Origin of the sequence: Campylobacter sp. 110, assembly GCF_002383965.1 — a bacterium.
Lineage (GTDB): Bacteria > Campylobacterota > Campylobacteria > Campylobacterales > Campylobacteraceae > Campylobacter_D > Campylobacter_D coli.
On sequence record NZ_NXBD01000051.1, the window covers coordinates 43,531 to 69,349 of the forward strand.

Annotated in this window: 22 protein-coding genes and 1 tRNA gene; 11 read left to right on the forward strand and 12 right to left on the reverse strand. The window is 30.5% G+C overall.

All coding sequences use genetic code 11. The features are described 5' to 3' along the window. Positions 1–2: 2 nt before the first annotated feature. The 6 genes from BGS43_RS08005 (at position 3) to BGS43_RS08030 (ending at position 6,082) form a co-directional block, all read left to right on the forward strand. Positions 3–491 carry a hypothetical protein gene (locus BGS43_RS08005; protein WP_002776976.1) on the forward strand — a complete coding sequence of 163 codons (489 nt, stop codon included), beginning with the start codon at positions 3–5 and terminating at the stop codon, positions 489–491. Then, positions 488–2,071 (forward strand): phosphoglycerate dehydrogenase, encoded by a 1,584-nt coding sequence (serA, locus tag BGS43_RS08010; RefSeq protein WP_057032406.1) that lies wholly within the window; start codon positions 488–490, stop codon positions 2,069–2,071. The genes BGS43_RS08005 and serA overlap by 4 nt, the downstream gene beginning before the upstream one ends. Next, positions 2,058–2,720 carry a response regulator transcription factor gene (locus BGS43_RS08015; protein ID WP_025398952.1) on the forward strand — a complete coding sequence of 221 codons (663 nt, stop codon included), beginning with the start codon at positions 2,058–2,060 and terminating at the stop codon, positions 2,718–2,720. Before serA ends, BGS43_RS08015 begins: the two co-directional genes overlap by 14 nt. Continuing rightward, positions 2,714–3,997, forward strand: coding sequence for a sensor histidine kinase (locus BGS43_RS08020; protein WP_096569377.1), 1,284 nt, complete (start codon positions 2,714–2,716; stop codon positions 3,995–3,997). The genes BGS43_RS08015 and BGS43_RS08020 overlap by 7 nt, the downstream gene beginning before the upstream one ends. 8 nt (positions 3,998–4,005) lie before the next feature. Beyond that, positions 4,006–5,937: a ribosomal protection-like ABC-F family protein gene (gene abc-f / locus BGS43_RS08025; protein ID WP_025398950.1), complete on the forward strand. Its 1,932-nt coding sequence runs from the start codon at positions 4,006–4,008 to the stop codon at positions 5,935–5,937. 70 nt (positions 5,938–6,007) lie between these two features. Continuing rightward, a tRNA-Gly gene (locus BGS43_RS08030) sits at positions 6,008–6,082 on the forward strand. Between the two features lie 84 nt (positions 6,083–6,166). On the opposite strand, the gene BGS43_RS08035 is transcribed toward BGS43_RS08030, so the two are convergent. Next, entirely contained in the window at positions 6,167–7,333 is a 1,167-nt protein-coding gene (locus BGS43_RS08035; protein ID WP_052776262.1) for a molybdopterin molybdotransferase MoeA, read from the reverse strand. Beyond that, positions 7,330–8,586, reverse strand: a complete 1,257-nt coding sequence (murA, locus tag BGS43_RS08040; protein ID WP_002789947.1) for a UDP-N-acetylglucosamine 1-carboxyvinyltransferase — start codon at positions 8,584–8,586, stop codon at positions 7,330–7,332. The genes BGS43_RS08035 and murA overlap by 4 nt, the downstream gene beginning before the upstream one ends. 194 nt (positions 8,587–8,780) lie before the next feature. Between murA and BGS43_RS08045 the strand changes: the two genes are divergently transcribed. Then, positions 8,781–9,641 carry a DMT family transporter gene (locus tag BGS43_RS08045; protein ID WP_096569380.1) on the forward strand — a complete coding sequence of 287 codons (861 nt, stop codon included), beginning with the start codon at positions 8,781–8,783 and terminating at the stop codon, positions 9,639–9,641. Here BGS43_RS08045 and BGS43_RS08050 read toward each other — a convergent pair. The 3 genes from BGS43_RS08050 to BGS43_RS08060 are packed head-to-tail and all read right to left on the reverse strand — an operon-like array spanning position 9,638 to position 13,045. Beyond that, positions 9,638–10,216 carry an anthranilate synthase component II gene (locus tag BGS43_RS08050; protein ID WP_025398948.1) on the reverse strand — a complete coding sequence of 193 codons (579 nt, stop codon included), beginning with the start codon at positions 10,214–10,216 and terminating at the stop codon, positions 9,638–9,640. The two genes, BGS43_RS08045 and BGS43_RS08050, sit on opposite strands and share 4 nt — an antisense overlap. Then, positions 10,213–11,991, reverse strand: coding sequence for a bifunctional anthranilate synthase component I family protein/aminotransferase class IV (locus BGS43_RS08055; protein WP_025398947.1), 1,779 nt, complete (start codon positions 11,989–11,991; stop codon positions 10,213–10,215). Before BGS43_RS08055 ends, BGS43_RS08050 begins: the two co-directional genes overlap by 4 nt. Then, positions 11,981–13,045 carry a tyrosine-type recombinase/integrase gene (locus BGS43_RS08060; RefSeq protein ID WP_002826501.1) on the reverse strand — a complete coding sequence of 355 codons (1,065 nt, stop codon included), beginning with the start codon at positions 13,043–13,045 and terminating at the stop codon, positions 11,981–11,983. The genes BGS43_RS08055 and BGS43_RS08060 overlap by 11 nt, the downstream gene beginning before the upstream one ends. 620 nt (positions 13,046–13,665) lie before the next feature. Here BGS43_RS08060 and dsbI point away from each other — a divergent pair. The 3 genes from dsbI (at position 13,666) to BGS43_RS09895 (ending at position 15,354) form a co-directional block, all read left to right on the forward strand. After that, positions 13,666–14,361 (forward strand): protein-disulfide oxidoreductase DsbI, encoded by a 696-nt coding sequence (gene dsbI / locus BGS43_RS08065; protein ID WP_025398946.1) that lies wholly within the window; start codon positions 13,666–13,668, stop codon positions 14,359–14,361. Between the two features lie 89 nt (positions 14,362–14,450). Then, positions 14,451–15,089 carry a thiol:disulfide interchange protein DsbA/DsbL gene (locus tag BGS43_RS08070; protein WP_002776949.1) on the forward strand — a complete coding sequence of 213 codons (639 nt, stop codon included), beginning with the start codon at positions 14,451–14,453 and terminating at the stop codon, positions 15,087–15,089. 124 nt (positions 15,090–15,213) lie between these two features. Then, positions 15,214–15,354, forward strand: a complete 141-nt coding sequence (locus BGS43_RS09895) for a hypothetical protein (protein WP_002790415.1) — start codon at positions 15,214–15,216, stop codon at positions 15,352–15,354. Here the strand turns inward: BGS43_RS09895 and BGS43_RS08080 are convergent. From BGS43_RS08080 to BGS43_RS08100, 5 genes are read right to left on the reverse strand one after another with little or no spacing between them, the layout of a single operon-like run. Then, on the reverse strand, positions 15,342–15,974 hold the full coding sequence (locus tag BGS43_RS08080) for a hypothetical protein (RefSeq protein ID WP_002826492.1): 633 nt from the start codon (positions 15,972–15,974) through the stop codon (positions 15,342–15,344). The two genes, BGS43_RS09895 and BGS43_RS08080, sit on opposite strands and share 13 nt — an antisense overlap. After that, on the reverse strand, positions 15,971–16,213 hold the full coding sequence (locus tag BGS43_RS08085) for a hypothetical protein (protein ID WP_002790414.1): 243 nt from the start codon (positions 16,211–16,213) through the stop codon (positions 15,971–15,973). Before BGS43_RS08085 ends, BGS43_RS08080 begins: the two co-directional genes overlap by 4 nt. After that, positions 16,194–17,246, reverse strand: a complete 1,053-nt coding sequence (locus BGS43_RS08090; protein ID WP_002826493.1) for a DHH family phosphoesterase — start codon at positions 17,244–17,246, stop codon at positions 16,194–16,196. Before BGS43_RS08090 ends, BGS43_RS08085 begins: the two co-directional genes overlap by 20 nt. A gap of 8 nt (positions 17,247–17,254) precedes the next feature. After that, positions 17,255–19,432, reverse strand: coding sequence for a flagellar biosynthesis protein FlhA (flhA, locus tag BGS43_RS08095; protein ID WP_002776926.1), 2,178 nt, complete (start codon positions 19,430–19,432; stop codon positions 17,255–17,257). Continuing rightward, positions 19,419–19,829: an Rrf2 family transcriptional regulator gene (locus BGS43_RS08100; protein ID WP_002776925.1), complete on the reverse strand. Its 411-nt coding sequence runs from the start codon at positions 19,827–19,829 to the stop codon at positions 19,419–19,421. The genes flhA and BGS43_RS08100 overlap by 14 nt, the downstream gene beginning before the upstream one ends. A gap of 165 nt (positions 19,830–19,994) precedes the next feature. Between BGS43_RS08100 and rpsO the strand changes: the two genes are divergently transcribed. Then, on the forward strand, positions 19,995–20,267 hold the full coding sequence (gene rpsO / locus BGS43_RS08105; RefSeq protein WP_002776924.1) for a 30S ribosomal protein S15: 273 nt from the start codon (positions 19,995–19,997) through the stop codon (positions 20,265–20,267). A 71-nt stretch (positions 20,268–20,338) separates the two neighbouring features. Here the strand turns inward: rpsO and BGS43_RS08110 are convergent, their stop codons facing one another. After that, positions 20,339–23,308 (reverse strand): DNA translocase FtsK, encoded by a 2,970-nt coding sequence (locus tag BGS43_RS08110; protein WP_096569383.1) that lies wholly within the window; start codon positions 23,306–23,308, stop codon positions 20,339–20,341. Between the two features lie 110 nt (positions 23,309–23,418). Then, on the reverse strand, positions 23,419–25,671 hold the full coding sequence (gene flgL / locus BGS43_RS08115) for a flagellar hook-associated protein FlgL (RefSeq protein WP_096569386.1): 2,253 nt from the start codon (positions 25,669–25,671) through the stop codon (positions 23,419–23,421). Between the last annotated feature and the right edge of the window lie 148 nt (positions 25,672–25,819).

Genomic DNA, 25,819 nt, shown 5'->3' on the forward strand with positions numbered 1-25,819 from the left:
TGATGAAAAAATATGCAACTATAAGCATTTTGAGTATTTTATTACTCATCTTGCTTATTGTCGTTTTTGTACTGCTTTGGAAATTTAAAGCAAATTCTAACTTTATTCCCGAATTTGCTAAAGATACAAATACGCATCAGATTGAAGAAAGGCAAACCCAAGAACTCACTTGGCGAGAAGAATTAGCCAAATGGCCTAGTAAAGATTTTACTCCAGCCGTAGAGCAATTTACCCTACATTTTGATGCAGATACTAGTGAGCTTAAAGAAAAAAACAAATACTATCAACTTGTTGTTAATAAGCATGATATTTACTCCATGTTTTGTTTAAGACAGACTTTAAATTCTTTTAACGTGAAGTATTTTTTATTAAAATCCGGCGAAAGTCCTGAAATCTTTTTAGATACGGGCAATAAAAATTTAATTGATGATATTATCAAAGAACTTAAAAAATATAAAATTAACACAGAAGCGAAGGAGATTTGGTTATGAAAAAAAAGATTATTGTTTGTGATGCAATTTTAGATAAGGGTGTAGAGCTTTTAAGAAAAGCCGAGGATATTGAGCTTATAGAAGCTGCTAAAGTTCCAAAGAATGAGTTAATGGATATGCTTGCAGATGTAGAAGTCGCTATTACTAGAAGTTCTACTGATGTAGATGTCAATTTTTTAAATCATGCTAAAAAACTCAAAGCTCTTATACGCGCAGGAGTAGGGGTGGATAATGTTGATATCCCTGAATGTTCCAAACGCGGTGTTATAGTAATGAATGTCCCAACTGCTAATACCATTGCTGCAGTAGAGCTTACTATGGCTCATCTTCTAAGTTCTGCTAGAAGTTTTGTTAATGCACATAATTTTTTAAAGAATGAAAGAAAATGGGAAAGAGAAAAGTGGTATGGCGTAGAGCTCATGGGTAAAACCTTGGGTGTTATCGGTTTTGGAAATATAGGTTCGCGTGTAGCCATCCGTGCCAAAGCTTTTGGTATGAAAATTCTAGCCTACGATCCATATATTTCAGCTTCTAAAATCACAGACTTAGATATGGAGCAAGCAAAAAGTTTGGATGAAATTCTTACTCAAAGCGATTTTATCACCATCCATACGCCAAAAACTAAAGAAACTGATGGTATGATTGGTGCTAATGAAATCGCAAAAATGAAAGATGGTATAAGACTTATTAATTGTGCTCGCGGGGGCTTATATACAGAAGAAGCTCTATGCGAAGGCTTAAAAAGTGGTAAAATAGCTTGGCTTGGTATCGATGTTTTTGAAAAAGAACCTGCTACTAACCATCCTCTTTTAGATTTTGAAAATGTTTCAGTAACTTCTCATCTTGGAGCTAATACTCTAGAAAGTCAAGACAATATTGCAAGAGAAGCTTGTGAACAAGCCCTAAGTGCGGCTAGAGGTGTGGCATATCCTAATGCTCTTAATTTACCTATTAAAACTGAGGATTTACCACCTTTTGTAGCACCTTACATCGAGCTTGTTTCTAAGATGGCATTTTTAGCAGTTCAAATTGATAAAAATCCTATAAAAAGTATTAAATTAGAAGCAGAAGGGGTGATAGGCGAATATGCTACTTCAATGCTTACATTTGCTACCGTAGGAGCTTTAAGTGGAATTTTAGGTGAAAAAATAAATTATGTTAATGCTGAATTTGTTGCCAAAGAAAAAGGTGTAGATTTATCTTGTGAAACCCTTCCAAATAGCGGTTATAACAACAAACTTAGTGTTAAAATTATTACAGAAAATTCAAATATCAATGTTTCAGGGACTGTATTTAACGAAAATGAACAACGCATAGTTGGATTAAATGGTTTCCAAACTGATTTCAAACCAAAAGGAAAAATGATTATTTTCAAAAATAAAGATATCCCAGGGGTTATTGCTAAAATCAGTTCTGTTTTAGCATCTAAAAATATCAATATCGCTGATTTTAGATTGGGTAGAGATGGTTTTGGATATGCTTTAGCAGTGGTATTGATCGATGAAAAAGCGCAAAAAGAAGTTTTAGAAGAATTAAGACAACTAGAGGCGTGTATATTTGTACAATATGTCGAAATCTAAAATTCTTATCATAGAAGATGATATAGATTTAAATGATTTGCTTAGTTTAAGACTTAAGGCTTGCGATTATCAAATTTTTTCCTTGTTAGATTTTAAAGGAGTTGAAGATTTGCTAGATAGTGAGCAAATCGATCTTTTGATAGTTGATAGAAATCTTCCAAGCGGGGATTCTTTAGATAGGATTAAAGAGCTAAGAAAGCAAGGTTATAAAGAAGCGGTGATTTTTCTAACCGCTAAAACCTTGCATCAAGATTTACTTGAAGGTTTTGAAAGTGGCTGCGATGATTATATGTGCAAACCTTTTGATTTTAATGAATTGTTACTTCGTATTAAAGCTATTTTAAAACGCCATAAAAGAGAAGAAGAAAAGCTAGTTTTTAAAGATTTTTCTTTGGATTTGATCAATTATGAATTTTTCTACAAGAATGAGAAATTAGATGTTTCAAATTTGGATTATGAGCTTTTAAAATGTTTTTTTGAAAACCCTAATACCTTATTAACACGACAATTTTTAAGTGAAAATGTATGGAAAGATGATACCACAAGTGACAAGACGATCAATATAGCATTAACAAGACTAAGAAACAAATTTCCAAAGCTTAAAGAGCATATTATAAGCGTTAGGGGTGTTGGTTATAAGATATGTTGAAAACTAAAAATATTTTTATAGCTTTTTTTGTTTTGTTAATTTTGTGTTTTGGTGTGATATTTTATACGCTTACAAATTCTTATTTGAATTTTTTACTCTTAAAACAATACGAACAAAAAATCAAAAGCCTTGATGATGTTTTAAAATTTTCTCTTTTAGAAGATTTAAATTCTAACAATATCAAAGAATTTGCACAAAATACAAGGGCTGATTTTATTATTTTTAAAGATGATTTTGAGATTTCTTCGGTTTTAAATGCTGATTTATTTTTAAATTTAGAAGAAAACAAAATTTATGATTTAAATTCAAAAAGAGTTCTTGTAAAAAAATTTACCTATAAAGACTATAAATATATGATCATTGTTTATCCAAGATTTTTAAATTTGCAAAATTTTTGGCTAAAAATCAGCATAAGTTTTGGGATTTATTTTATGCTTGTTTTTATTTTAGTATTTTTTATGGGAAGAAAACTAGCAAAAAGTTTTAAAAAAATTTTAGAATTTTTAAATTTTATCAACGATTCAAAACCCATTATTTTAGAAAAGAGTATTTTTAAAGAGCTAAATTTACTAAACAAAAAACTTTTAAAAACAAAGGAAAAAATCTTAAAAAATACTCAAAAAAACAAAAAACAAAGTGATAAGATTTCTCTTAAAAATACTCAATTAGCAAGTGTTATTTCTGCTATCTCTCATGAGCTTAAAAATCCTTTAAGTGTGATTGATCTTAGCTTAGAAATGCTTAAGGATGAGAATTTAAAAGATGAAAAACTCAAAAACGAATTACTAGAAAAAATTTCACGCCAAAGCCTAAAGTTGAATGCTTTAACACATAAGCTTAATTTTGTTTTTAATCTCAACCACGAAGCCTTGCAAATGCAAGAATTTGATCTTTTTACTTTGTGTGAAAAAATTGTTAAAAACCCAGGTTTTGAAAGAGTGATTTTACGCGGAAAAAACACTAGAGTAAAAGCGGATGAGTTTTTAATCGAGCAAGTGATTATTAACTTACTTTCTAATGCTCTAAAATACAGCCAAAAAGAGGTTATTTTGATTGCGCAAGATCAAAAGATTAGTGTTTTGGATTTTGGCAAGGGTATAGAAGAGAATCAATTAAAATTTATTACGAAAAAATTTTATAAAATTGACACTAAGAGCAATAATTCTTTTGGACTTGGGCTTTTTTTGGTAAAAAAAATTTTAAGCATACATAAAAGCTATTTAGAAATTTCTAGTACTGTATCGCAGGGTTCTAAATTTAGTTTTAAACTTCATTAAGGAAAAAAATGGCACTTATTGATTTAATCGACGCTTCAAAAAAATTTGGGGAAAAAATTGTTTTAAATGAGGCAAATTTTAGCGCTAATGAAGGCGAAAAAATAGCCATCATAGGAAAAAATGGAGAAGGAAAATCAAGTCTTTTAAAAGCACTTTTAGGCACTCTAGCTCTAGATAGTGGCAGAGTGGTAAGGCAAAATGGAAAAAGCATAGCCATGCTTTCGCAAACCGTTGATTTTAGCGCAAATTTAAGCGTTAAAGAAGCTATAAAAATCGAACTTGAAGAAATTTATAATACTTTAAAAGAATATGAAGCATTGCAAAGCAAACTCGAAAAAGAGCCTACAAGCAAAGAGTATTTAAAACAGATGGATGATTTAATTGCTTTAATCGATAGCAAAGATGCTTGGAATATCGAAGCTAAAATCACGCGTGTTTTAAAAGAATTCAGCCTATTAGATTACTCTGATCGTTTGGTTTGCACTTTAAGCGGTGGTGAAATTCGCAGAGTAGGTCTTTGTATACTTTTACTTAAAAATCCTGATATTTTATTGCTTGATGAGCCTACAAACCACCTTGATGTTTATATGACAAGCTTTTTAGAAGATTTGTTAAAAAATTCAAAGATGTGTGTGATTTTTATCTCGCATGATAGATATTTCATCGATGCAATTGCACATAAATGTGTAGAAGTTGATCAAGGTAAACTTAGTGTGTTTAAGGGTGGTTATGCGAATTACCTAGAGAAAAAAACTCAAATTTTAGAAAGTTTAGCTAAAAGCCATGAAACACTTTTAAAGCATTTAAAAAGCGAGGAAGAATGGCTTAGAAGAGGTGTTAAAGCAAGACTTAAAAGAAATGAAGGGCGCAAGGAGCGTATTTTTAAAATGCGTGAAGAAGCTAAAAAAAATCCTGGTGCCATCAAGCGTTTAAAGCTTGAAATTTCAAGGGCAGCTTTAAATTTTACAGGAGAAAAAATTCCTAATCGCAAAAAAATGCTTTTTGAGCTTAAAAATGTAAGTAAAAATTTAGGAGAAAAAGCTCTTTTTACAGATTTTTCAAGTCGTATTTTACAAGGTGAACGCATTGCTATAGTAGGCAAAAATGGTTGTGGAAAGTCTACTTTTTTAAAAATACTTTTAGGAGAATTAAAGCAAGATAGTGGAGAGATCAAGCGTGGAGAGATTAAAATAGGGTATTTTGATCAAGCTAGAAGTCTTGTAAATTCAGATAAAACCTTGCTTGAAATTTTCTGCCCTAATGGAGGCGACAGGGTTGAAGTACGCGGAAAAAATATGCATGTTTATGGGTATTTAAAAAATTTCTTATTTCCTAAAGAATTTTTAGATAAAAGCGTTTCCGTTTTAAGTGGTGGAGAAAAAAATCGCATTGCTTTGGCTTTACTTTTTACAGAAGAATATGATGTTTTAATCCTAGATGAGCCTACAAATGATCTTGATATAGCGACTATTAATATTTTAGAAGAGTACTTGCTTAGCTTTGAAGGAGCCATTTTGCTAGTATCTCATGATAGATATTTTGTAGATAAAATTGCTACCAAACTTTATGCTTTTGAGAACGGCGCTAAGATCAATATTTTGCATACGCTTTATACTGAATATCTTGAAAATGAAAAAGAAATGCAAGAATTTGATGATTATGTTTCAAGTCTTGATTTGCAAGAGCAAACTCGTATGCAAAAAGAAAAAAGTAGGAAAAAACTAAGCTATAAAGAAAATGAAATTTTAAAAAATCATCCCGAAAAAATCGAAATGCTTGAAAAACAAATTTCTAAACTCAATAGCGATCTTTCAAACCCAAGCGTATATCAAGAAATAGGCATAAACACTCTTTATGAAGAGCTAGAACAAGCACAAAAAGAATTAGAAAAATTAGAAAGCGAATATTTTGAAGTTTTGGAAAAAAGTGAAAATCTATAAATTTTTATCAATAAAATATGAAATTTATTGACAAAAATTATTAAAATTTATTATAATTTGACTTCAAATTGCGGGAATAGCTCAGGGGTAGAGCACAACCTTGCCAAGGTTGGGGTCGCGAGTTCGAATCTCGTTTCCCGCTCCATACTTCACAAATTTATTTTTCTTTTCATTTATCTAAAATATCTTTTAAAATAAATCCACTTTTTAAAATAACCGTCTTAATATATTAAAGTTTAAAAAGCATGATTCTTTCATCTTTTTGAAAATCTACTTTTTCTTCTTCACTGATGAGTAAAAATTCGCTTTGAATCAGAGGCAGTATCATCCCTGAACCAAATTTATTATCATTAAAAGGATAAAAAATACCCTTTTCTAAATTCCCTAAGATAAGATTATTTCTTCCACTTTTTACTTTTAAATCACTCCCCATAAAAGCTTGAATTTGTAAAGGATTTTCTAAATTCCCGTAAAGTAAAGCGATGATTTTTCTAGCAAAGATAAAAGCAGAAAGATAAGCTGCCATAGGATTTCCTGGTAAAATCAATACTAAAGTTTTATCTTTTTGATAAAGCTTAGTTGGTCTTGCAGGGCGTGCTTTTAAACCCTTAAAAAGTGGAGTAAAGCCTAATTCATTTAAAGCCTTTTCCATAAAATCAGCTTCTCCTACACTCGCACCACCTGAAGTGATTAAAAGATCAAAATTAGCATTTTCTAAAGCTTTTTTAGTTGCATTAAAATCATCTTTAATAATACCAAGATAACTTGTAGCGCAATCTTTAAATAAAGCAAGCAAAGGCAAAGCATTAGCATTATAGATATTTTCCTCATCACAATCTTGCCAAGGTTCTTTTAACTCATCTCCGCTTGAAAAAATTCCGATACGAATTTTTCTTACAACTTCTATTTTATAAAGCCCTTGAGAGGAGAGCAGGGCGATATGTCTAGCATTAAGCCTTGTGCCTTTTTTTAGCAAAAGCTCATCTTTTTTTAATTCTTCGCCCTTATAACGATAAGCGTTGTATTGTTTAGGTGGCTTTTTGATGACAAGCTTGCCTTCTTCTATGCATTCATCTTCTATCATTAAAATGGTATCGGCATTTTTGGGCATTTTTGTACCTGTCATGATCTTAAAACACTCATTTTTATAGATCTCATAAGTGTTTTTATCTCCAGCTAAAATCGTACCTTTTATATCCAAAGCTTGATTTACATCTGCATAATTAAAAGCATAGCCATCAAGCGCAGCATTATCAAAGCTAGGTAAATTTTTTATAGCATAGAGATCTTTAGCCAAAACCCTATCTTTAGCTTCTTCAAGACTGATTAATTCAAACTCATTAAGAGCTGTAATTTGATCTTGCAAATGCGCTAAAGTTTGAAAAATATTTTTCATTCTTCAAGCCTTGTGATTTTAGCGCCTAAGGCTTTAAATTTTTCTTCTAATTTTTCATAACCACGATCAAGATGATAAATTCTATGTATTCTACTTGTGCCCTTAGCCACAAGTGCTGCTAAAATCAAAGCCGAAGAAGCACGCAAATCCGTAGCCATAACATCTGCAGCATTTAATTCTTTACCACCCACTATAGTAGCAATATGCCCGTTTAACTTAATATCCGCACCCATTCTTAAAAGCTCGCTTACATGCATAAAGCGATTTTCAAAAAGTCTTTCATCGATGATGCTTGTACCCTTTGCCATCAAGGCTAAAGCCATAAATTGTGCTTGCATATCGGTTGGAAAACCAGGATATTCACTAGTCATGATCTCAGTAGCTTTGATTTCTTTTGCAGGAAATAAGGTGATATTATCATTGTCTATCAAAGTTTCAAAACCCATTTGATGGAGTTTTGCTAAAACCGCTCCTAAATGCTCGGCATTTACTTTTTTAAGTGTGATTTTAGAATTTGTAATAGCTCCTGCACACAAATAAGTTCCCGCTTCAATCCTATCAGGAATCACACTAAATTCTTTAAAATCCAAAAGTTCTTTATCCGTGCCATAAATTTCAAGCTCATCTGTGCCTATGCCTTTTATATCAAGCCCAGCCTTGGCTAAAACTTCACAAAGCTGCACGACTTCAGGCTCTTTGGCAACATTTACAAGCTTAGTTTTTCCCTTAGCTAAAGCTGCTGCCATAATGATATTTTCGCTGCCTGTAACGGTAATTTTATCAAAAAGAATTTGAGCTCCTTTTAAATTCCCACTTGCTACAACATAACCTTGTTTTATTTCTATATTTGCACCCATTTTTTCTAAAGCACTTAGGTGTAAATCAATAGGTCTTTGTCCTATAGCACATCCTCCTGGTAATGAAACTTCACAATGATTAAAACGAGCAAGCAAGGGTCCTAAAGTAAGGATAGAAGCGCGCATTTTACGCACGATATCATATTTGGCCACAGTTTTATCAAGTGTTGATGTATCTAAATATGCTGTATTTTCTTTAAAGTCAGTTTTTGCGCCTAAATTTTCAAGCAAAGAAATGAGTGTTTTAATGTCTGCAACATTAGGAACATTATTTATTTTAACTTCATTTTTTGCAAGTATGCTAGAAGCGATTAGGGGTAAAGCGGCATTTTTTGCACCACTTATTATAACTTCACCTTGAAGTTTTTGGGAGCCTTGTATTTCTAAATAAGTCATTATGATAAACCTTATTTTAAATTTCAAAGCTTAATTATACCTTTTTAAACTTTGTAAAAGTTTATTGCTTGGGCTTTTCGTTTTGAAATTTGTGATTTATTTGGAGCTTAAATTTTTCCGAGTTTGATGATTTTTATTGTATTATTTTAAATTTAAAAAGTAATGATAAATATTTTATTTTTCAAGGTGATATCATGGGTGTTTTTTTGGTTTTGCTGGGTGGAATTTTTTGGGCTATAAGTGGAGTTTTGGCTGAGTATTTGTTTAAAAACAATTATGGGGTAGATTGGGTAAGTTTTTATAGATTGTTTTGTACAGGTATAGTGCTTATTTTATATAGCTTAAAGAAAATAAAAATATTTCAATTTAAAAAAGATGAGCTTTTATCCTTTTTGATTTTTGCTTTCTTTGGTTTATTGATGACTCAATATGGATATTTTAAAGCTATTTTTTATACCGATGCGGGTACTGCTACTATGATACAATACTGTGCTCCTTTGCTTATCATGATTTATGTATGTTTAAAAGATAAAAAAATGCCTAAATTTTTTGAAAGTATGGCTTTAATTTTTATAATTCTAGCTCTATTTTTACTTGCAAGTGGTGGAGATATAAGCAATTTAAACCTAAATTTATGGGGAATTTTTTGGGCTATTTTAGGAGCTTTTGGGGTTGCTTTTTATTCTTTAGGTGCAAGAAAAATCATTGCAAAATATGGAATTTTCTTTGTTATGGGTTGGTCTAGTTTAATCGCTTCTTTTATACTTTTTGGGATACTTGAATTTAAAGAAGGTTTAGTGCATTATGATTTTGCTCTTAATTTGTATTTAGCCCAAGCAGGTATAGTATTTATAGGAACTATAGGGGCTTTTTGTTTATATCTTAAAGGGGTTGAATATATAGGGGCTTTAAGAGCAAGTATGATAGCATGTATCGAGCCTGTAGCAGCAGCTTTTATGAGTTTTTTATTTTTAGGAACAAGATACAGCTTTTTAGATCTTTTTGCCTTTGCTTTGATTATCCTAAGCGTGATTTTAAATGCTAAGAAAAGTTAAATTTTCATAAAATTTTTAAGTAATTTTTTGCCATTTTGGCTTAAAATTGCTTCAGGATGAAATTGCACCCCATAAATCTCGTATTTTTTATGCTTGATTGCCATGATGATATTTTCATCATTTAAAGCCAAAATTTCACAACTTTTTGGCATTTTGCTAATATGTAAAGAATGATACAAACAAATTTTACTTTTATTTTTAATACCTTTAAAAAGCAGACTTTTTTTAGCATTTTTCTTAAGATGCAATCTTGAAATTTTACCTTGCATAGGGTAGGGCATTGGAATGATTTTTCCGCCAAAAATCTCGCCTATACACTGATGTCCTAAACAAATTCCTAGTATTTTTTTATCTTTTTTAAAGTATTGAATCGCTTTTAAACTTAATTTTGATTCAGCAGGAGAATTTGGACCTGGGGAGATGATAAGATGAGAAAAGTCAAAGCGAGTTAAATCTTTGGCTTTTTTAAATTCATCATTTTTTACAATTTTGCATTGATAACCCAATTCTTTAAGATAAAAAACTATAGTATAGCTGAAAGAATCGTAATTATCTATGAGTAAAATTTTTTTCATTTTACACTCACTTTTTGCAATCCTCTAGCCGAATTGATACAATAAATCTCATCTGCATTTAACAAATCCTCTTTAAAAAGTTTTTTTTCTTTTATAAGTCCTAAATCAAGCAAAAATTGCCTATAAATTCCATTTAAAAGTCCACTTTGCAGAGTAGGGGTGTAAAAGACTTTATCTTTTTTAATGATGATATTACTTCTTGAACCTTCGCATAATTCATTTTTTTCATTAAAAAAAGCTATATCAAAGCATTGATTTTCTTTCCATAAAAAAGCTTTTTCATCATAAATTTGCCTTAAAGAACTTTTATGATATAAAGAATCACTTTGTGAATTTAAGGATTTATCACTTAAAAGCAAGATATTATTATCACTTGTTTTGATATGATTTTCTAAGATAGTATAACTGCCATCTTTTTGCAAGATAAGTTTAAAAATAGCCTGTTTGTGATGACTTTTAATGGTGCTTGGATAAAAAAAACTATGATTTTTATGAAAAAGTTTTTCATTTAAAGCCTGGATATTGAAATTTTTAAATTCTTTTAAATTGGATTTGTAGCTTAACACCTCTTGAAAATCTTTAATGAGTTTTTCTGTGTTAAAATTCAATTTTAAGGCAGAATTTAAGATTCTTTGCAAATGTTCTTTAAAAAATAAAATTTTACCCTTTGTATAATACATAGTTTCAAAAAGATAAAAATTTTTAGGCATTAAAAATTGAGTTTTTAACTCCAATTCTTTAAATTCTTCCTCAAGCTTAGAATCCCACACTAAGCCACTTCCCACGCTGTATTGATAATCTTGTTTTTTCTCAAGCGTGCGTATAGCAACACTAAATTTGCTTTTATTTTTATGGATACAACCTATAGCACCACAATAAATTCCGCGCTTTCTTACTTCAAGTTCTTCTATAAGTTTTATGGTTTCAAGTTTAGGAGCTCCTGTGATCGAACCGCAGGGAAATAAAGCTTTGAAAATTTGAAAATAATCAATATCTTTTTTAAGCTTGCCTTTTATAATGGAAGTCATTTGATGCAAAGTAGGGTAGCTTTGAATTTTAAAAAGCTTTGTTTTCATGCTATTTTTAACGATAAGTTTCGAAAGATCGTTTCTTAAAAGATCAACTATCATTACATTTTCGCTTAAATTTTTAACATCTTTTTGCAAAAAAAGTTTGTTTTTCTTATCTTGATTTAAATCCTTAGATCTCGCACTTGTACCCTTCATAGGCTGGGTGATTATTTTTCTTTTATGGGTTTTAAAAAATAATTCAGGAGAAAAGGAAAGAATTTCGCGTCCTTCATCTTTAATATACGCTTTAAATTCAGTATCTTGTCTTTTGGATAAAAGATTAAACAAAGAAAATCCATCAAGCAAGCTATCAAAATGAAAACTTTGGGTGAGATTGATCTGATAGCTTCGTCCTTTTGCTATAGCGGATTTTACTTGCAAAAAGTTTTTTTCATAGTTTTTAAAATCTAAATGATTTTTAAAAATAGGCATAAAATTTTCTTCATCAACCCTCATCGCAGTGAATTTTTTTCTTTTTTTATAAGCATAAAAGCTCAAATAAGCCTCTTTACTAGTGAAGTTTTTATCTTGTAAATATTTATAAAATTCATAATCCACAAGAGTTAAAAAATAATATTTATCTTTATGTTTTTGCACAAATTTAAAGTATTTTTTACTTTGTTTTTTATTGTAAGCTTTAAGAACAAATTTTAAGTCATAATAAAAATACTTACCAAAAATGGCAAATTTTGTTTCAGCGCTCACTTAATTCCTTTGCTACTTGTGCAGCAAGCTTTAATTTATCATTATCAAAATGTGTATAAATTCTTGAAGTATTTAAACTTGCATGACCTAAAGCTTCTTGCACCAAAACCAAATCTTTTTGTTTTTTATAGAGTAGGGTGGCAAAAGTATGGCGAAGCATATGAGCACCGTTTTTTTGCTTGCGAATTCCTGCGCGAAATAAAATTTGCTCTACAATACGACTTACATAAGCTTGTGTTAAAGCTTTTCCATTGCGATTGACAAAAAGTAAGCCATCTTCGCTTAAATAATTAACTCTTACATCCTTTAACAAATGCTCGATTAATTCTTTTTTTATCATCACAACGCGGTATTTATTTCCTTTGGCACGAATTCTTATAATGTAAAGTTCGTTTTCTTCGCTAATATCCTTGAATTTGATATTGATAGCCTCGCTTACGCGGATTCCTGTAAAAATAATGATTTTTATAATGAGCTTGTTGCGTATGGTATTGTTTTTAAAATCTGAATTTTCTATGGCTTCAAGGAATTTTTTTAACTCATCTTCGTTCATAAATTCAGGCAGTTTTGCTCCCTTGCTTCCTGTAATGCCTCCCCAATTTTTAAGCACGATATCAAAAATATGCGCCTTTTCATCCTCTTCATTTTGCTTATCTAAAAAATCAAAAAAATTAATCACTGCAATGCGGTAGTTTTTTTTACTCGCATCCGATAAAGCTCCAGTAATACTTGCTAAAACTTCTACCATAAGCTCTTCATCGATTTGCTTTAAGGAGTGTAATTTATAAAAATTAAGATATTCAAAAACTTTTTTTAAGGGGTTAAAATAAGTATTAACACCATTTAAACCCGCATTTCTTGCTTTTTTAGCCAAAGCATCAAGCTCTTCTATATTTTTAACACCCTTTGTAAGTGCAAAATTAACCTCTGCTAGGGCTTTTGGATTTTTAAGTTCTTTATTGGAAAGAGAGTTGAGTTTAAATTTGACATATTTTGCAAGCCAAAATAAAAAAGACTTTTCAAAATTTTCTTCACAATCTAAAGGATATTTCATAAAAACTTTTCCTAAAATCTTATAATTTTTGTTTTTAATCAATTTTAACTAAAAAAGGTATTTTATATCAACTTAGTAAAAAAAAGCTTTTCTAGCTCATTTTAACTTTAAAAAATAAATTTAAATTCCTTATATAAAATATATTAAATAATTCTTAATCATATTTGTATAATTATATGATAAAAGGTAAAAATACATAAAATTAATTATTTTGTATTGAAAACTATAATTTTCAAACTTTTATATTTATGCTCTAATTTTACAAAGCCCTATGTTGATATATATCCTATATTATAGCTATTAAAAGCTTATTTACTTTTTGTATGATTTGAACTTATCCATAAAATTTAGTGTATAAAAATGATTATTTTATTTTGTAATTTGAAAACTATAATTTATCTTTTTTAAAATCTCAAATAAAATATGTCTTGATATATCATCATGTATTTTTATCAAAATAATATAATAAATGATAATTTATAAAATAAAAATAAATACCCTATTCTTTTGAATTTACACATCAAAACATTTTCTAAATTTTAAAATTTTTAAGAATGTATTTATTATTAAGTTTTTATAATGATTGCTTTTATGTGTATTATTAAGGAGTAAAAAATAAGGTGAAAAATTTATATTGGATTGCTTGTTTTTCTAAATGGCAAGATATGCGTAATCCTTGGTTTACTATGAGTATTATAATGATAAGCCTTGTTTTAATAGCGCATTTTTTATTTCAAGAGTATTTTTATATGAAACCTTGTGAACAGTGTGTTTATATAAGATTAGATATGCTAACTATAGCTTTAGGAGGCATCATTGCGCTGATAAATCCTAAAAATACCATTATTAAAATCCTTGCCTATACTTTAGCTTTTTATGGAATTTGGCTTGGATTAGAACATTCGTTGAATTTAAATCGCATTCATGAAGCTATTAGTACGGAAAACCCTTTCAGTGGTGTTAATGGATGTCGCGATATTCCACTCTACCCTTTTAATCTGCCTTTACACGAATGGTTTCCTTCTTGGTTTAAACCCGTAGGACAATGCGGAATGGATTTTCCCATGGTTCCAAAGTCTGCTTATTTAAATGCTTTCCAAGAATTTTTTGTAGGAAAAAATGGAATTTATAATAATGGCTGGTATTTAATCCCTAGTTTGAAATTTATGAATATGGCTACTTGCTGTTTTATAGCATTTTTATGCTCTTTTATTTTACTTTTTATAATGTTTGTAAGCTATGTTTTTAGTCAAAGAAAAATTGTTTTTACTATCATTACTATAAGCTTAGTTTTAACACTTAAAATATTGGGTTAAAAAATACTTATTTTTAAAGATTAAAATTTTTACTTGTTTATCCTTTTTAAATAGAATTACTTTTTATATCAAATTAAGGATAAACAATCATGTTTAAAAAAATGACAAAAATTTTGACAAGCTTGAGTCTTGTTTGCACTTTTGCGATGGCAGATGATTTTATCACCCTATCAGAAACCTTGCCTGATTCTAAAAATTCTGTTGTGGAGGCTTTTTCCTATAAGTGTATACATTGTTACAATCACCATAAATTTGGCACCTTAGAAAAACTTAGAGAGGCTTTTCCAAATTTGTATTTTAAACTCTATCCTGTAAGTCTTATGAATGGAGAATACGCAAATGAACTTAACGAGCTTTTTGCCTTTGCCCAATTTAAAGATGAGCAAAATGGCAAAGATGCTAGTTATAGTGATAGTTTATCACACAAACTTGCCGATGTTTATTTTGTAGTTTATTTTATAAACAAGCAGGACAATTTTTCAAGCTCGGATGAATTTTATGATATAGGCTTAAAGGCTATGAATGTCGATAAAAATGAAGTATTGAATTTTTTAAGCACCCCTAAAGCCAAAGAAATTTTAAACGAATTTAAAAGAGCAAATGATATAGCTAGGACTTACGGCACTCCTGCTTTTGTTGTAAATGGTAAATATCAAATCAATCCTAGCGCCATCAGTTCAATGCAAGCTTTAGAAGATATCGTCAAAAAACTTAGTAATATGCCATAAAATAAAACAATGCATTTTCTAACACTAGATAATGCATTGAAATTTAATATTAATTTTTCTTTTAATGCAAAAATAAAGTTCTTTAGCTATAATTAGTTCGCAATATTTTTAAAGGTTGTTTTTAATGAAAAATTTAAGCGTTCAAGAAAAAAAAGATCTTGATAATTGTGTTTTCAAAACTCTTGGCAAAAAAGAACCCCCTGCTTTAGTGCTTTTATTTAAAAAAATACTTTTAAAATTAAAGACTTTCTTTTATTCTAAATAATACCATTTAAAATCATTTTTTGTAAAAGAAATATTCTTAAAAGATGGAGCTTGTATAAATAATTTGCATTCTTTATCTAAATTTTCCATTCCATAGACTTTCATAGCCATTCTAGAATTGTGTCTTGCTAGCTCTATGGCTACGCAAGCTTGATTGTTGATTTTATAAAGAAGCGTGCCTCCTTCTTTTTCATCTATATTTAAAATGCTTAAATTTTTATTTTTACTCATATCTTGTATATTTTTACTAAAAGCGAAACGCAATTTATAATATATCATAATATCTTGCATAGCCTTTTTAAGATCTTGCAAATTTTCATTGATAGAATATCCATTGTTTTTATACAATCTTAAAAAATCCTCATTAAGAAATTTTTGAAAGTCAGCATCCTTGGTTAATTTTTGACACTCATTATAGCTTTTAAGAATTCTTACCTGCCCTGCTTCTATCAAAAGCTCAAGGCAATTTTTATCATCTTGTAAAAATTGCACCAATTTAACTTCTTGAATTTTAAAATCTTTATTAGGCTTTTTTTCATATGCAAAATCATTGAGCTTTTCATAAACATTGGCAAGCGATAAAGAACAAAGACTAATAAGTATCGGAAATACTTTTTTCATTGAAAAAGCTCTGGATGTTGATTTTTTAAAAATTCTACCACTTCTAAAACTTCATCAACTCCTTCTTTATTTGAATTTTCTAAGACACTATCTATATTGTCTATATAAGCTTCTATAGCACTTTCTAGCTTCTCTCTTTTAACGCCTGCATATAAAAGCATAGCTTCTAAAACTATGCTTAATTCATATCTTAGATCTTCTAATTCATTTTTTAAATTTTTATTGTGTGTTTGTGGCATCTGAATTTCCTTTTTTAAGTTCTTTACTTTTTATCAAATCAACGATTTGAGCTTTGATATAGTTATAATTTGCTCCATCTTTATAAGCCGCAAAAAGCCCACCACTAGCATTTTTATGCCCTCCTCCACCTACTAGCTTTTTAGCCATCAAACTTACATCAACCTTACCATTTGCACGAAAACTTAAGGTTTTTCTAGAGCTTACATCGATGAAAAAATCATAATCAGGATTTTTAACTAAAAATTCATTACCTATGACAGAGGTATTGCCTATATTTGAAGTAAGAATTCCCTTACGACCTTCATACTCTATACTGAATTCTTCTTTTAACTCGCTAAGCTTTTCTACTACAAAATAAGAGATGAGATTAGAAAGAGTGTCATCATGATTTTTAGCAAAAAAATCTTTTTTAATAAAATGGATAGCATTATCTAGTAAAATATGTGAATTGGGTTGGTTTATAAATTTTCTTGCTCTTTCAAGCAAGAAAAACATATAAAAAACTTGAGCTTCTTTAAACATTACACGATTGATTTCTTTTGCATTGGCAATCAAACCCAAAAAAACTTTTCCAAGCTCAAAATTTGAATCCTCATTTAGCCAAATATCAACAGCATTTACAACCTGAGCAAAATTTAAAAGTTCTAAATCAGGCTTACAAATTTTAGAGAAAAAATCATAAGTGATTTTAGTCGCACATCTTTGATTATCCAGTAGATACCACGCGTATTTTTGAGCACACTCTTCACCGCTTTGATGATGATCTAATAAAAAGATTTTGATATTTTTTTCTTTACAAATTTTATCAAATTCTTCACACTGGTTTAAATTTAAATTCAAGTCAGTGATTAAAATAATAGCCTGCCCAAAACTATTATCTTTTTCTATATCCGCTAAAATTGCATTAAAATTTTCATTGATTTCTTTACCATAATTAGAATTATAAAAATTTACATTTTTAAAATAAAAATTGACTATGTATTGACAGGCATAGCCATCAAGATCAGTATGTGAAAGATGATAAATTTTCATTGATTTCCTTAAAGTTCTATCCTAATAATACCTTCGGTATTAAAATTTGTATTTTCTGCTATTTCTGCAAAACTGAGTACAACTATATTGATATTAAAATTATAACAAATATCAGCAATGAATTTTCTAAGTTGTGGTTCAACACAAAGTATAAAAGGCTTGATACGCCCATTTGCTACTGCGGCAACTTCAGCTCTTAAAGTGTCTACCAAAGTCCCTGTTTGCGCTACACTTAAAGGTAGATGGTAGCTACCATCTCTAAATTGCACATTTTCCATTAAAACTGCAGAACTAGCAGAGTCTAAAATGAAAATATCTAAATTTCCTTTATCGTCAAGATACATATTAGTAATCATTCTAGCCAAAGACGCCCTTACATGCTCTATAATCATATCAAAGCTTTTACTTACTTCAGCAATATCGCTTATGGATTCTAAAATAGTCAGCATGTCTTTAATAGGTATATTGTGCTTGAGTAAATCTTTAAGAATTTTTTGAATAAGACTCACAGGAGCTACACCTAAAGCACCCTCTACTATGATTGGATAATCATTTTTAACCTTATCAAGAAGATTTTGCACCTCTTGGCGTGTAAGAAGTTCGCTTGCATGTGCTTTGATAAGCTCGCTCATATGCGTTGAGATCACACTTGCTGGATCTATAACGATATAGCCATTTAAAGTTGCTTCATCTTTTAAATTTGCATCTATCCAAAGTGCATCAGAATTAAAAGCAGGTTCTTTTGTAGCAATCCCTTCAATTTCTTCTGTGATAAAGCCACTATCCATAGCCAAATATTTATCAGGATAAATTTCAGCACTTGCTATAGATACGCCCTTTAGTTTAAAGCTGTATTCATTAGGCTTAAGTCGTAAATTATCTCGAATTCTAATTTTTGGCATTAAAAAGCCCAAGCTTTCGGCAATACTTCTTCTCATGGAGCGAATTCTTTCGGTTAATTCGCTTTCGGCAAGTTTTATCAAACCATAACCCAGCTCAAGCTCTAAAATTTCAACCTTGAGTATATCGTTTATTTTATGCTCTTCTTCTTTTAAAATTTCTTCTTCGCTTTTTTTAGCAGGAGCAGTAACTCCGCCAGCCCCACCCGCTCCACTTGCAGCATTGGCCGCACTTGCTTTTGCTTTTTTAGGTGCATTAACTTCGATTTTGCCCTCTTTTACCTGTTTGGTTAGATAACCAAGTCCTAAAAATACTAAAGCCATAAAACCTAGTGATAAATGTGGCAAACCTGGAACAAGAGCAAAGATAAAAAGGACAAAACCTACGATTAAAAGCGTTCGGTATTCGCTTAAAAGCTGTGTTAATGTTCCTTCGGCAAAATTTTCCTCATCCTTACTTGCGCGGGTAATGATAATAGCTGTTGCTGTAGAAGTGATAAGTCCTGGAATTTGTGATACAAGGCCATCGCCTATGGTAAGTATAGTATAGGTAGAAGCTGCATCAGATAAGGCCATATCGTGCTGAAAAGCACCTATTAAAAAGCCGCCTATAATATTTATAATGGTTATAATAATACCTGCAACCGCATCCCCTTTGATAAATTTAGAAGAACCATCCATTGCACCATAGAAATTGGCTTCAGCGATAATTTCTTGACGCCTCGCTCTTGCAGTTTGCTCATCAATAAGTCCTGCATTTAAATCCGCATCGATAGCCATTTGTTTTCCTGGCATCGCATCAAGGGTAAATCTTGCTTGTACTTCAGAGACCCTTGTACTACCTTTGGTTACAACCATAAAGTTGATCAAAACCAAAATACAAAATACAATCACCCCAATGACCATATTTCCACCCACAACAAATTCTCCAAAGGCTGCGATGATCTCACTCACTGCTGCTGGACCATTTTGCCCTTCGCTTAGAATCATTCTTGTAGTGGCTATATTTAAAGAAAGTCTAAAAAGCGTAATGATGAGGATAAGAGTTGGAAAAGTGGTTAAATCCGTTGGTTTAGGGATATAAATAGAAATTAAAATAATAAGCACTGACAAAGCAATACTTAAAGCTAAAAAAAAGTCCAAAATAGGACTTGGCAAAGGAACGATAATAATAGCTAAAATACATACTATAAATCCAACTATAGTAAGGCTTTTAGCTCTTAATACAGGACCAATTAAAGGCCCCAAAAAAGGAAAAACAAGATCGACTAATTTATTTTTTGCCATTATGATTCATAATATCCGCTAGGGTAAGGGAGTCTAAAAATTCATCTACTTTGTTTTGTAAATTTACAAGCATTGGCATAAGAGTACAATTTTCTTCTTTGTTATTAGGGCATACTCCACCACTGCATTCAAAAACACTTACTTCTTTCTTTTCTGCACTATTGACAATTTCTTTTATACTGTACTGGCTTGGCTCTTTAATAAGGGCAAAACCACCTTTAGCGCCTTTGAAGGATTTTAATAAATTGTCTTTAGCCAAAGTTTGTAAAATTTTCGCTAAAAAACTTTTAGGAATATTAAGTTCTAATGCTAAAGAATCAACATCTTGAGGATTTTCTTTATGAGCAATATAAATTAAAGAAAGTAAAGCATACTCGCTAGCTTTGGTAAATAGCACGGATTTCTCCTTTTATTTAATAAAAAAATAGTTTTAATTATAATAAAAAAACCTTAGAAAATGGCTTAAAAAATGATGATTGAAATAAAAATATAAAATTCAGCTTATTTTTTGTTTTATTTGATATAATCTTAGCTTTTAAAATCACCAATCAGGAGGTCTATCATGGCTTTGGATTCGGCTAAAAAAGCAGAAATTGTTGCGAAATTCGCTAGAAAAGCGGGCGATACTGGCTCGACAGAAGTTCAAGTAGCACTTTTAAGTGCAAGAATTACAGAACTTACAGAACATTTAAAAATCTACAAAAAAGATTTTTCTTCAAGATTAGGACTTTTAAAACTTGTAGGTCAAAGAAAAAGACTTTTAGCTTATCTAAAAAGAAAAGATTACAATTCTTATAGTAAATTAATTACAGAATTAAATCTTAGAGATAAATAAAAATTTCACAAGCCCTCTAAAAAAGGGCTTGATCTTCAAATCATTCTTTAATCTTTTAAATTACCAAAGATTTATAAAATTTCTCTTTGTCCTTTAGAGTTTGGTTCGCTCAGCACTCCGCTTTCTGTAAGCTGATCAATGATATTGGCTGCGCGGTTGTATCCGATATTAAGCTTTCTTTGCAGATAAGAAATACTTGTTTTTCCATCGCTTAGTATAACGCGTTTGGCATCTTCATAAAGTTCATCATATTCGCCATTATTCATACTTTCACTACTTGTTACGCCCATACTTTGTTGATCTTTTAAAAAGCTTTCATCGTATTCTACGCTTTGTTGATCTTTTAAAAAGTCTACGATTTTTTCTATCTCAAATTCGCTTGCAAATGGAGCATGTAAACGAACGATAGAGCTTGTTCCTGGAGGAGTAAACAAACAATCCCCTCTACCTAACAAACTTTCAGCCCCCATAGCATCTAAGATAACCTTAGAGTCAATTTTTTGCCCTACTTTGTAAGAAATTCTACTTGGTAAATTGGCCTTGATAAGTCCTGTTACAACATCTACTGATGGGCGTTGTGTCGCAACGATCAAATGAATTCCACTTGCTCTTGCCATTTGCGCTAAACGACCTATATAAAATTCCACATCCTTACCTGCAGTCATCATCAAATCAGCCAGTTCATCGATAATCACAACAATAAAAGGAAGTTCTTCTTCCCCTAGCTCTTTCATCTTTTCATTATAATTTTCTATGTTTTTAGTTTTTGCTTCAGCCATTAAACGATAGCGTCTTTCCATTTCTGCAACCATATTTGAAAGAGCATTAACTGCTTTTTTTGGATCGGTGATTACTGGTGTTAAAAGATGAGGGATATCATTATAAATGCTAAATTCAAGCATTTTTGGATCTATCATCATCAAGCGTAAAGTTTTTGGAGAGTTACGATATAAAAGGCTTAAAAGCATAGAATTTATACCCACACTCTTTCCACTTCCTGTGGTTCCTGCGATGAGTAAATGTGGAAGTTTCTTAAGATCAGTTACAAAAGCATTTCCTACTATATCTTTACCCAAAGCTATGGTTAAAGGACTTTTTGCGTTTTTAAAGACTTCGCTTTCTAAAATTTCTCTTAAATAAATGGTTTGAATTTCATCATTTGGCACTTCTATACCCACTACATCTTTTCCAGGAATAGGCGCTTGGATACGGATTGACTTTGCCATTAAAGCCATGGTTAAATCATCTTGCAAATTTAAAATACGACTGACTTTCACATCTGCACTCGGACGAAATTCAAAAGTAGTTACAACAGGTCCTATGTAAGTACTGATAACATCGCCCCCTATTTTAAAACGACGCAATTTTTCAAGTAGATTATAGATTTTTTTATCAATTTCACTTTCATTAATCTCTTGCTTGTTGTGGCTAGGATTTGTCAAAAACTCAAGCGGTGGAAGCTCAAAATCTTTAGGTTTTTCCATTTCGCCCTGCTCTATTTCCCTAAGTAAAGCTTTGTTAAGCTCGATTTCTTTAGCTAAAATTGCTTTTTGCCTAGTGATTTCTTGGCTTGGTTCTTGTGAAATTTGCTCCTTGCTAAAGCTATTGTCTTGCTCTGTGATTTCATCTTTCTCTTGAATTGGGATTTGTTTATTTATTTGATTATTTAAAGGCTCTAGCTCTTCAATTTTTACAATAGGAGTAGGCTCCATATAAGGATGTTCTAATTCTTCAATTATAGGTATAAAATCATGGATGCTTTTATTTATGCTTTCCATTTTTTTGATTTCAATTTCACTTTCATCAAAGTCTATAATTTCAACCTCATTTGTCTTTTCTAAGATGGAAGAATTGGGTATATTTTGTGTTTTTATTTCTTCTTTTGCACTTGATACTTCTTGTAAAGGTGTACCAAAATTGTATTTACCTCCTTGTATGATATGATTTAAATTAGGCTCTAAACTATCCTTTTTTTCTAATTCTTTAATTTCTTCTTGAACTTTATTTTCTAAAATTTCATTTTGATAAGCTTTGTATTCTTGTTCTAATTTTGCCTCTTTCATTAAATTTTCTCTAAGCTCTAATTCTTTAGTAAAAATTTTTGGTTTTATTTCTTGCTTAGGTACAGAAATTTCAATATTTTTTCTTTTATAGCTTGGCTCATCTAAATTTTTATTGCTTGTGTCAATTTGTTTAATATCCTCAAGCTTTTTAGGTTTTAAAAATCGTTCTGGGATCATATCTACCTCTTCTTCTGAAATAAAATTAAAATCTTCATCAAGTTTTATGCTCATTCTACTCGCTTTTTGGACAAAATTTCTTACTTGTTGCGAGTTTTCATAAATGAAACTTTTAGCTTCTTTTATGCTTTCTTTATCTATCTCTACTTTTTCGTCTAAAATTTGGTTTTTGAGTTTTTCAAAATTCTCTTTTGCGGTGATTATGGAATTTTTGCTTGCGTTTATATTGCTATATTTAACAAGCTCTTCTGTTGGATTTAAGTTTAAATTTTCGTTCTCATGTTGAATTTTTTCTTGAATGAAAGCTGTATTCTTTTCTAAAGTAACAATAGGTGCTTTAGGCTCTATCTTGCTTAAATCATCTTTTTCATTTTCTCCACCAAAAACTCTCATTAATAATGCTTTTAAAGCATTTTCTATTTTGAGTAAAATATTAAAATTGATTTCAATTTTAAAAAGCTCTTTTGTAGTTTTTGGAAACAATAAAATAAAAGAAAAAAACAAAAGTAAAAGAGCGAAAATTCCGCTCCCAGTATGCCCCAAAATAGTAGAAAAAATCGCATAAGCAAGCTCTAGTATATAGCCTGAATTAGGATAAAAAACTGCAAATAAAAGCAAGCTCGAGAAAAAGGCAAATCCTATACCAAAAAGCTCTCTTCTTATAAAATTAGCTAATTTGTAATTTCTTTTATAATAAACATAATTTAAAATAAATAAGAAAAAAGGATAATAATACGCAAATTCTCCAAACAAAAACAAATTTGCCTTATAAAGCCAAACTCCCATATCTGGAGCTAGCATACAAAGACACAGATAAAAGATACCAAAAGTAGAACTTGTAAAGATGGCTTCTTTTTTGATGATTTTTCCTTGAAAATAATTTTTTAAGAAGCCATTATAGCATAGTTTTTTTACATATAATTTAATAAGCTAAGTTGCGCTATCGTCGTGCTAGCTTTTAAAGAAGCTTGATAAGCAAGCTGTGTTTGCATTAAATTCATCATCGCCTCACCATAATCTACATCAATCACATTTGATTTTATACTTTGGACATTAACGCTTAAAAAGGATGTGCGTGTATTAACACCTTCGATAGTATTATGATATGCTCCCATAGTTGTATTAAGCTTGCTAACATGATCTGCTAAATGATCAAGTCTTTCTAAAGCTCCTTGCATGCCTGTATTTCTAGGGTTTTCACTTTCGGAGTCTGCTCTCATATTGCCTTTTAAAACAGCATCAATCATTGAATCTAAATCTTTAATAATATCCACATTTGGCTCATCTATAGTTAAAGAATTATTCGCGCTAAAACTAAAATTTGGACCATTTTGTACAGTAGAAGTTATGGTAAAAGGAGGTGCTGGAAATTGGCCACTTTGAGAATCACTAAGAGAAATTTCTATATTAGTGCCTGAAGAAAGTTTATCAGTAACACTAATACGACCTTTATAATCCATACTTACATCAACAGTAGCTTGTGAATCTTTCATGAGTTGTTGTATTTGGGTATAATCTGCATTATTAATTTGACCATTATTGGCTTGTATGGTTGTTGTAGGAATTTTATCTGCAGCAAACATACCTATAATATCATTAATTTGACCATAAGTAATATCATTTGATCCTGTAACAACCCCACTATTTCCAGTTGCAGGATTAGTATGCATAATAGGAAAGCTTATGGTTTGACCTAGATTATTAGGATCAGGATAGCTTACAGTTGAAGTTTGTAAATTTATAGCAACATCGTAAAAATTTCCACCTTTGGAATTGACTTTTAAATTTAAAGTAGTACCATTTAGGCTATCTCCTGCCATTACCTCGCTAAGTTTGGTTGAATCAGTGGCATAAGCATTGCTTTCTTTGATAACTTGAGAAACATTACCATAAACAGTATTGCCATTTTTTTCAAAATACACATTATCGTAATCAGCTCCATTAGCAGCATTTCTATCTGTATCTGTCATTTTACTTTTGATAAAATCAGTTTGTTTTAAATCGATTGTGAATTGTTGATTGTTGATTGTTACAGTTACAGGGTTGTTTAATTTTGTTATATCTCCATTACTAGGAGCAGCCGTAGCAGCTTGCATAACCCTATTTGTAACTTCATTCATTGAAATACCCTCTTGATTAGCAGCTTCAATAATATTTTTAAGTTCATCTTTGGTATCAGCTTGTGGTGTGAAAGCTACAGCATGAAAATCGAGTTTATTATTACCTTGCTTTAGATCTGTAATTTGAATTTGACCACTATCATTCATACTTACTTCTACTACTTTATTATTTGGAGTATTACCATAAAGAGTTCCAATATTTTCCATTACATCTTCTAAAGTATCTTCGGGTTTGACGAGTACAGCACTTTTAAAACTTGTTCCATCGGGTCTTGTACCTTGAACATAAAGAGTTGTTGGAGGAAAATCTAGTTTGCTATCATCATACTCAAAGTCTTTGTCAGCATCTAAGCTATTATCTTTTACATAACTTTGTCCGATAAGTTGTTGCCATTTAGAATCTCCTGTGAGATATTTAGTTTTATCAGGGTCTTTATTTAAATCCCAACGATTATCTGTAAAACTAACATTAGTGCTTATTTGTTTTTTATAGTCTCCATCTGCTTTAAAAAATAAATCCCATCCAGGGATATTGTAAGGACTTTCGGTACCTGCACCGGTTACTACATTGATATTATTTTTATCTCCATAATAATTTCCATTAGAATCAAAAGGCTTGTTTGCAACTTGAGAACCTGCAAAAAGATACTGACCATTAACACTGGTATTTGCAAGCTGAACTATGCTTTCTTTAATGCGTTCTAGTTCTTTGGCTATAGCCTCTCTTGAAGTTTGAGAATTACTATCGCTTGCTGCTTGAGTAACCTTTACTTTAAAATCTTCAAGAAGCTTAACCATATCTTGTAAAGCTTTCATGCTATTTTGCGTCATTTCTTTAGCTGAGTTTGTAGCTTGTTTAACTTGCTCTAAAGTTTTGAGTTCATATTCAAGGCGAGTATTATCTATATAAACACTTGCATCTTCATAAGAATTTTGGATTTTAATCCCTGATGAAAGTTGCTGCGAAATCTGATACAAAGAGCTTTGAGCGCCCATAGAAGTGCTTATAGAATTTGTAAAGTTGAGTTTATTTGTAATTCTCATATTCATCCTTGGAGTTTTGATTTAAATAAATCTTTTCAAACATTGCTTTGTAAATACAAGCAATAATTGTTCCAATTTTATTTTTACAATATCGGCATCAATAAAAATTTAATAATATTTTATCCTTAAAAAATTTTGATATTTTTCA

Excerpts from the sequence above, each read along its gene's own strand:
- BGS43_RS08005 (WP_002776976.1), top strand. The coding sequence starts at position 3 with ATGAAAAAATATGCAACTATAAGCATTTTGAGTATTTTATTACTCATC.
- serA (WP_057032406.1), top strand. The coding sequence starts at position 488 with ATGAAAAAAAAGATTATTGTTTGTGATGCAATTTTAGATAAGGGTGTA.
- BGS43_RS08015 (WP_025398952.1), top strand. The coding sequence starts at position 2,058 with ATGTCGAAATCTAAAATTCTTATCATAGAAGATGATATAGATTTAAAT.
- BGS43_RS08020 (WP_096569377.1), top strand. The coding sequence starts at position 2,714 with ATGTTGAAAACTAAAAATATTTTTATAGCTTTTTTTGTTTTGTTAATT.
- abc-f (WP_025398950.1), top strand. The coding sequence starts at position 4,006 with ATGGCACTTATTGATTTAATCGACGCTTCAAAAAAATTTGGGGAAAAA.
- BGS43_RS08035 (WP_052776262.1), bottom strand. The coding sequence starts at position 7,333 with ATGAAAAATATTTTTCAAACTTTAGCGCATTTGCAAGATCAAATTACA.
- murA (WP_002789947.1), bottom strand. The coding sequence starts at position 8,586 with ATGACTTATTTAGAAATACAAGGCTCCCAAAAACTTCAAGGTGAAGTT.
- BGS43_RS08045 (WP_096569380.1), top strand. The coding sequence starts at position 8,781 with ATGGGTGTTTTTTTGGTTTTGCTGGGTGGAATTTTTTGGGCTATAAGT.
- BGS43_RS08050 (WP_025398948.1), bottom strand. The coding sequence starts at position 10,216 with ATGAAAAAAATTTTACTCATAGATAATTACGATTCTTTCAGCTATACT.
- BGS43_RS08060 (WP_002826501.1), bottom strand. The coding sequence starts at position 13,045 with ATGAAATATCCTTTAGATTGTGAAGAAAATTTTGAAAAGTCTTTTTTA.
- BGS43_RS08070 (WP_002776949.1), top strand. The coding sequence starts at position 14,451 with ATGTTTAAAAAAATGACAAAAATTTTGACAAGCTTGAGTCTTGTTTGC.
- BGS43_RS09895 (WP_002790415.1), top strand. The coding sequence starts at position 15,214 with ATGAAAAATTTAAGCGTTCAAGAAAAAAAAGATCTTGATAATTGTGTT.
- BGS43_RS08080 (WP_002826492.1), bottom strand. The coding sequence starts at position 15,974 with ATGAAAAAAGTATTTCCGATACTTATTAGTCTTTGTTCTTTATCGCTT.
- BGS43_RS08085 (WP_002790414.1), bottom strand. The coding sequence starts at position 16,213 with ATGCCACAAACACACAATAAAAATTTAAAAAATGAATTAGAAGATCTA.
- BGS43_RS08090 (WP_002826493.1), bottom strand. The coding sequence starts at position 17,246 with ATGAAAATTTATCATCTTTCACATACTGATCTTGATGGCTATGCCTGT.
- flhA (WP_002776926.1), bottom strand. The coding sequence starts at position 19,432 with ATGGCAAAAAATAAATTAGTCGATCTTGTTTTTCCTTTTTTGGGGCCT.
- rpsO (WP_002776924.1), top strand. The coding sequence starts at position 19,995 with ATGGCTTTGGATTCGGCTAAAAAAGCAGAAATTGTTGCGAAATTCGCT.
- BGS43_RS08110 (WP_096569383.1), bottom strand. The coding sequence starts at position 23,308 with ATGCTAGCTCCAGATATGGGAGTTTGGCTTTATAAGGCAAATTTGTTT.
- flgL (WP_096569386.1), bottom strand. The coding sequence starts at position 25,671 with ATGAGAATTACAAATAAACTCAACTTTACAAATTCTATAAGCACTTCT.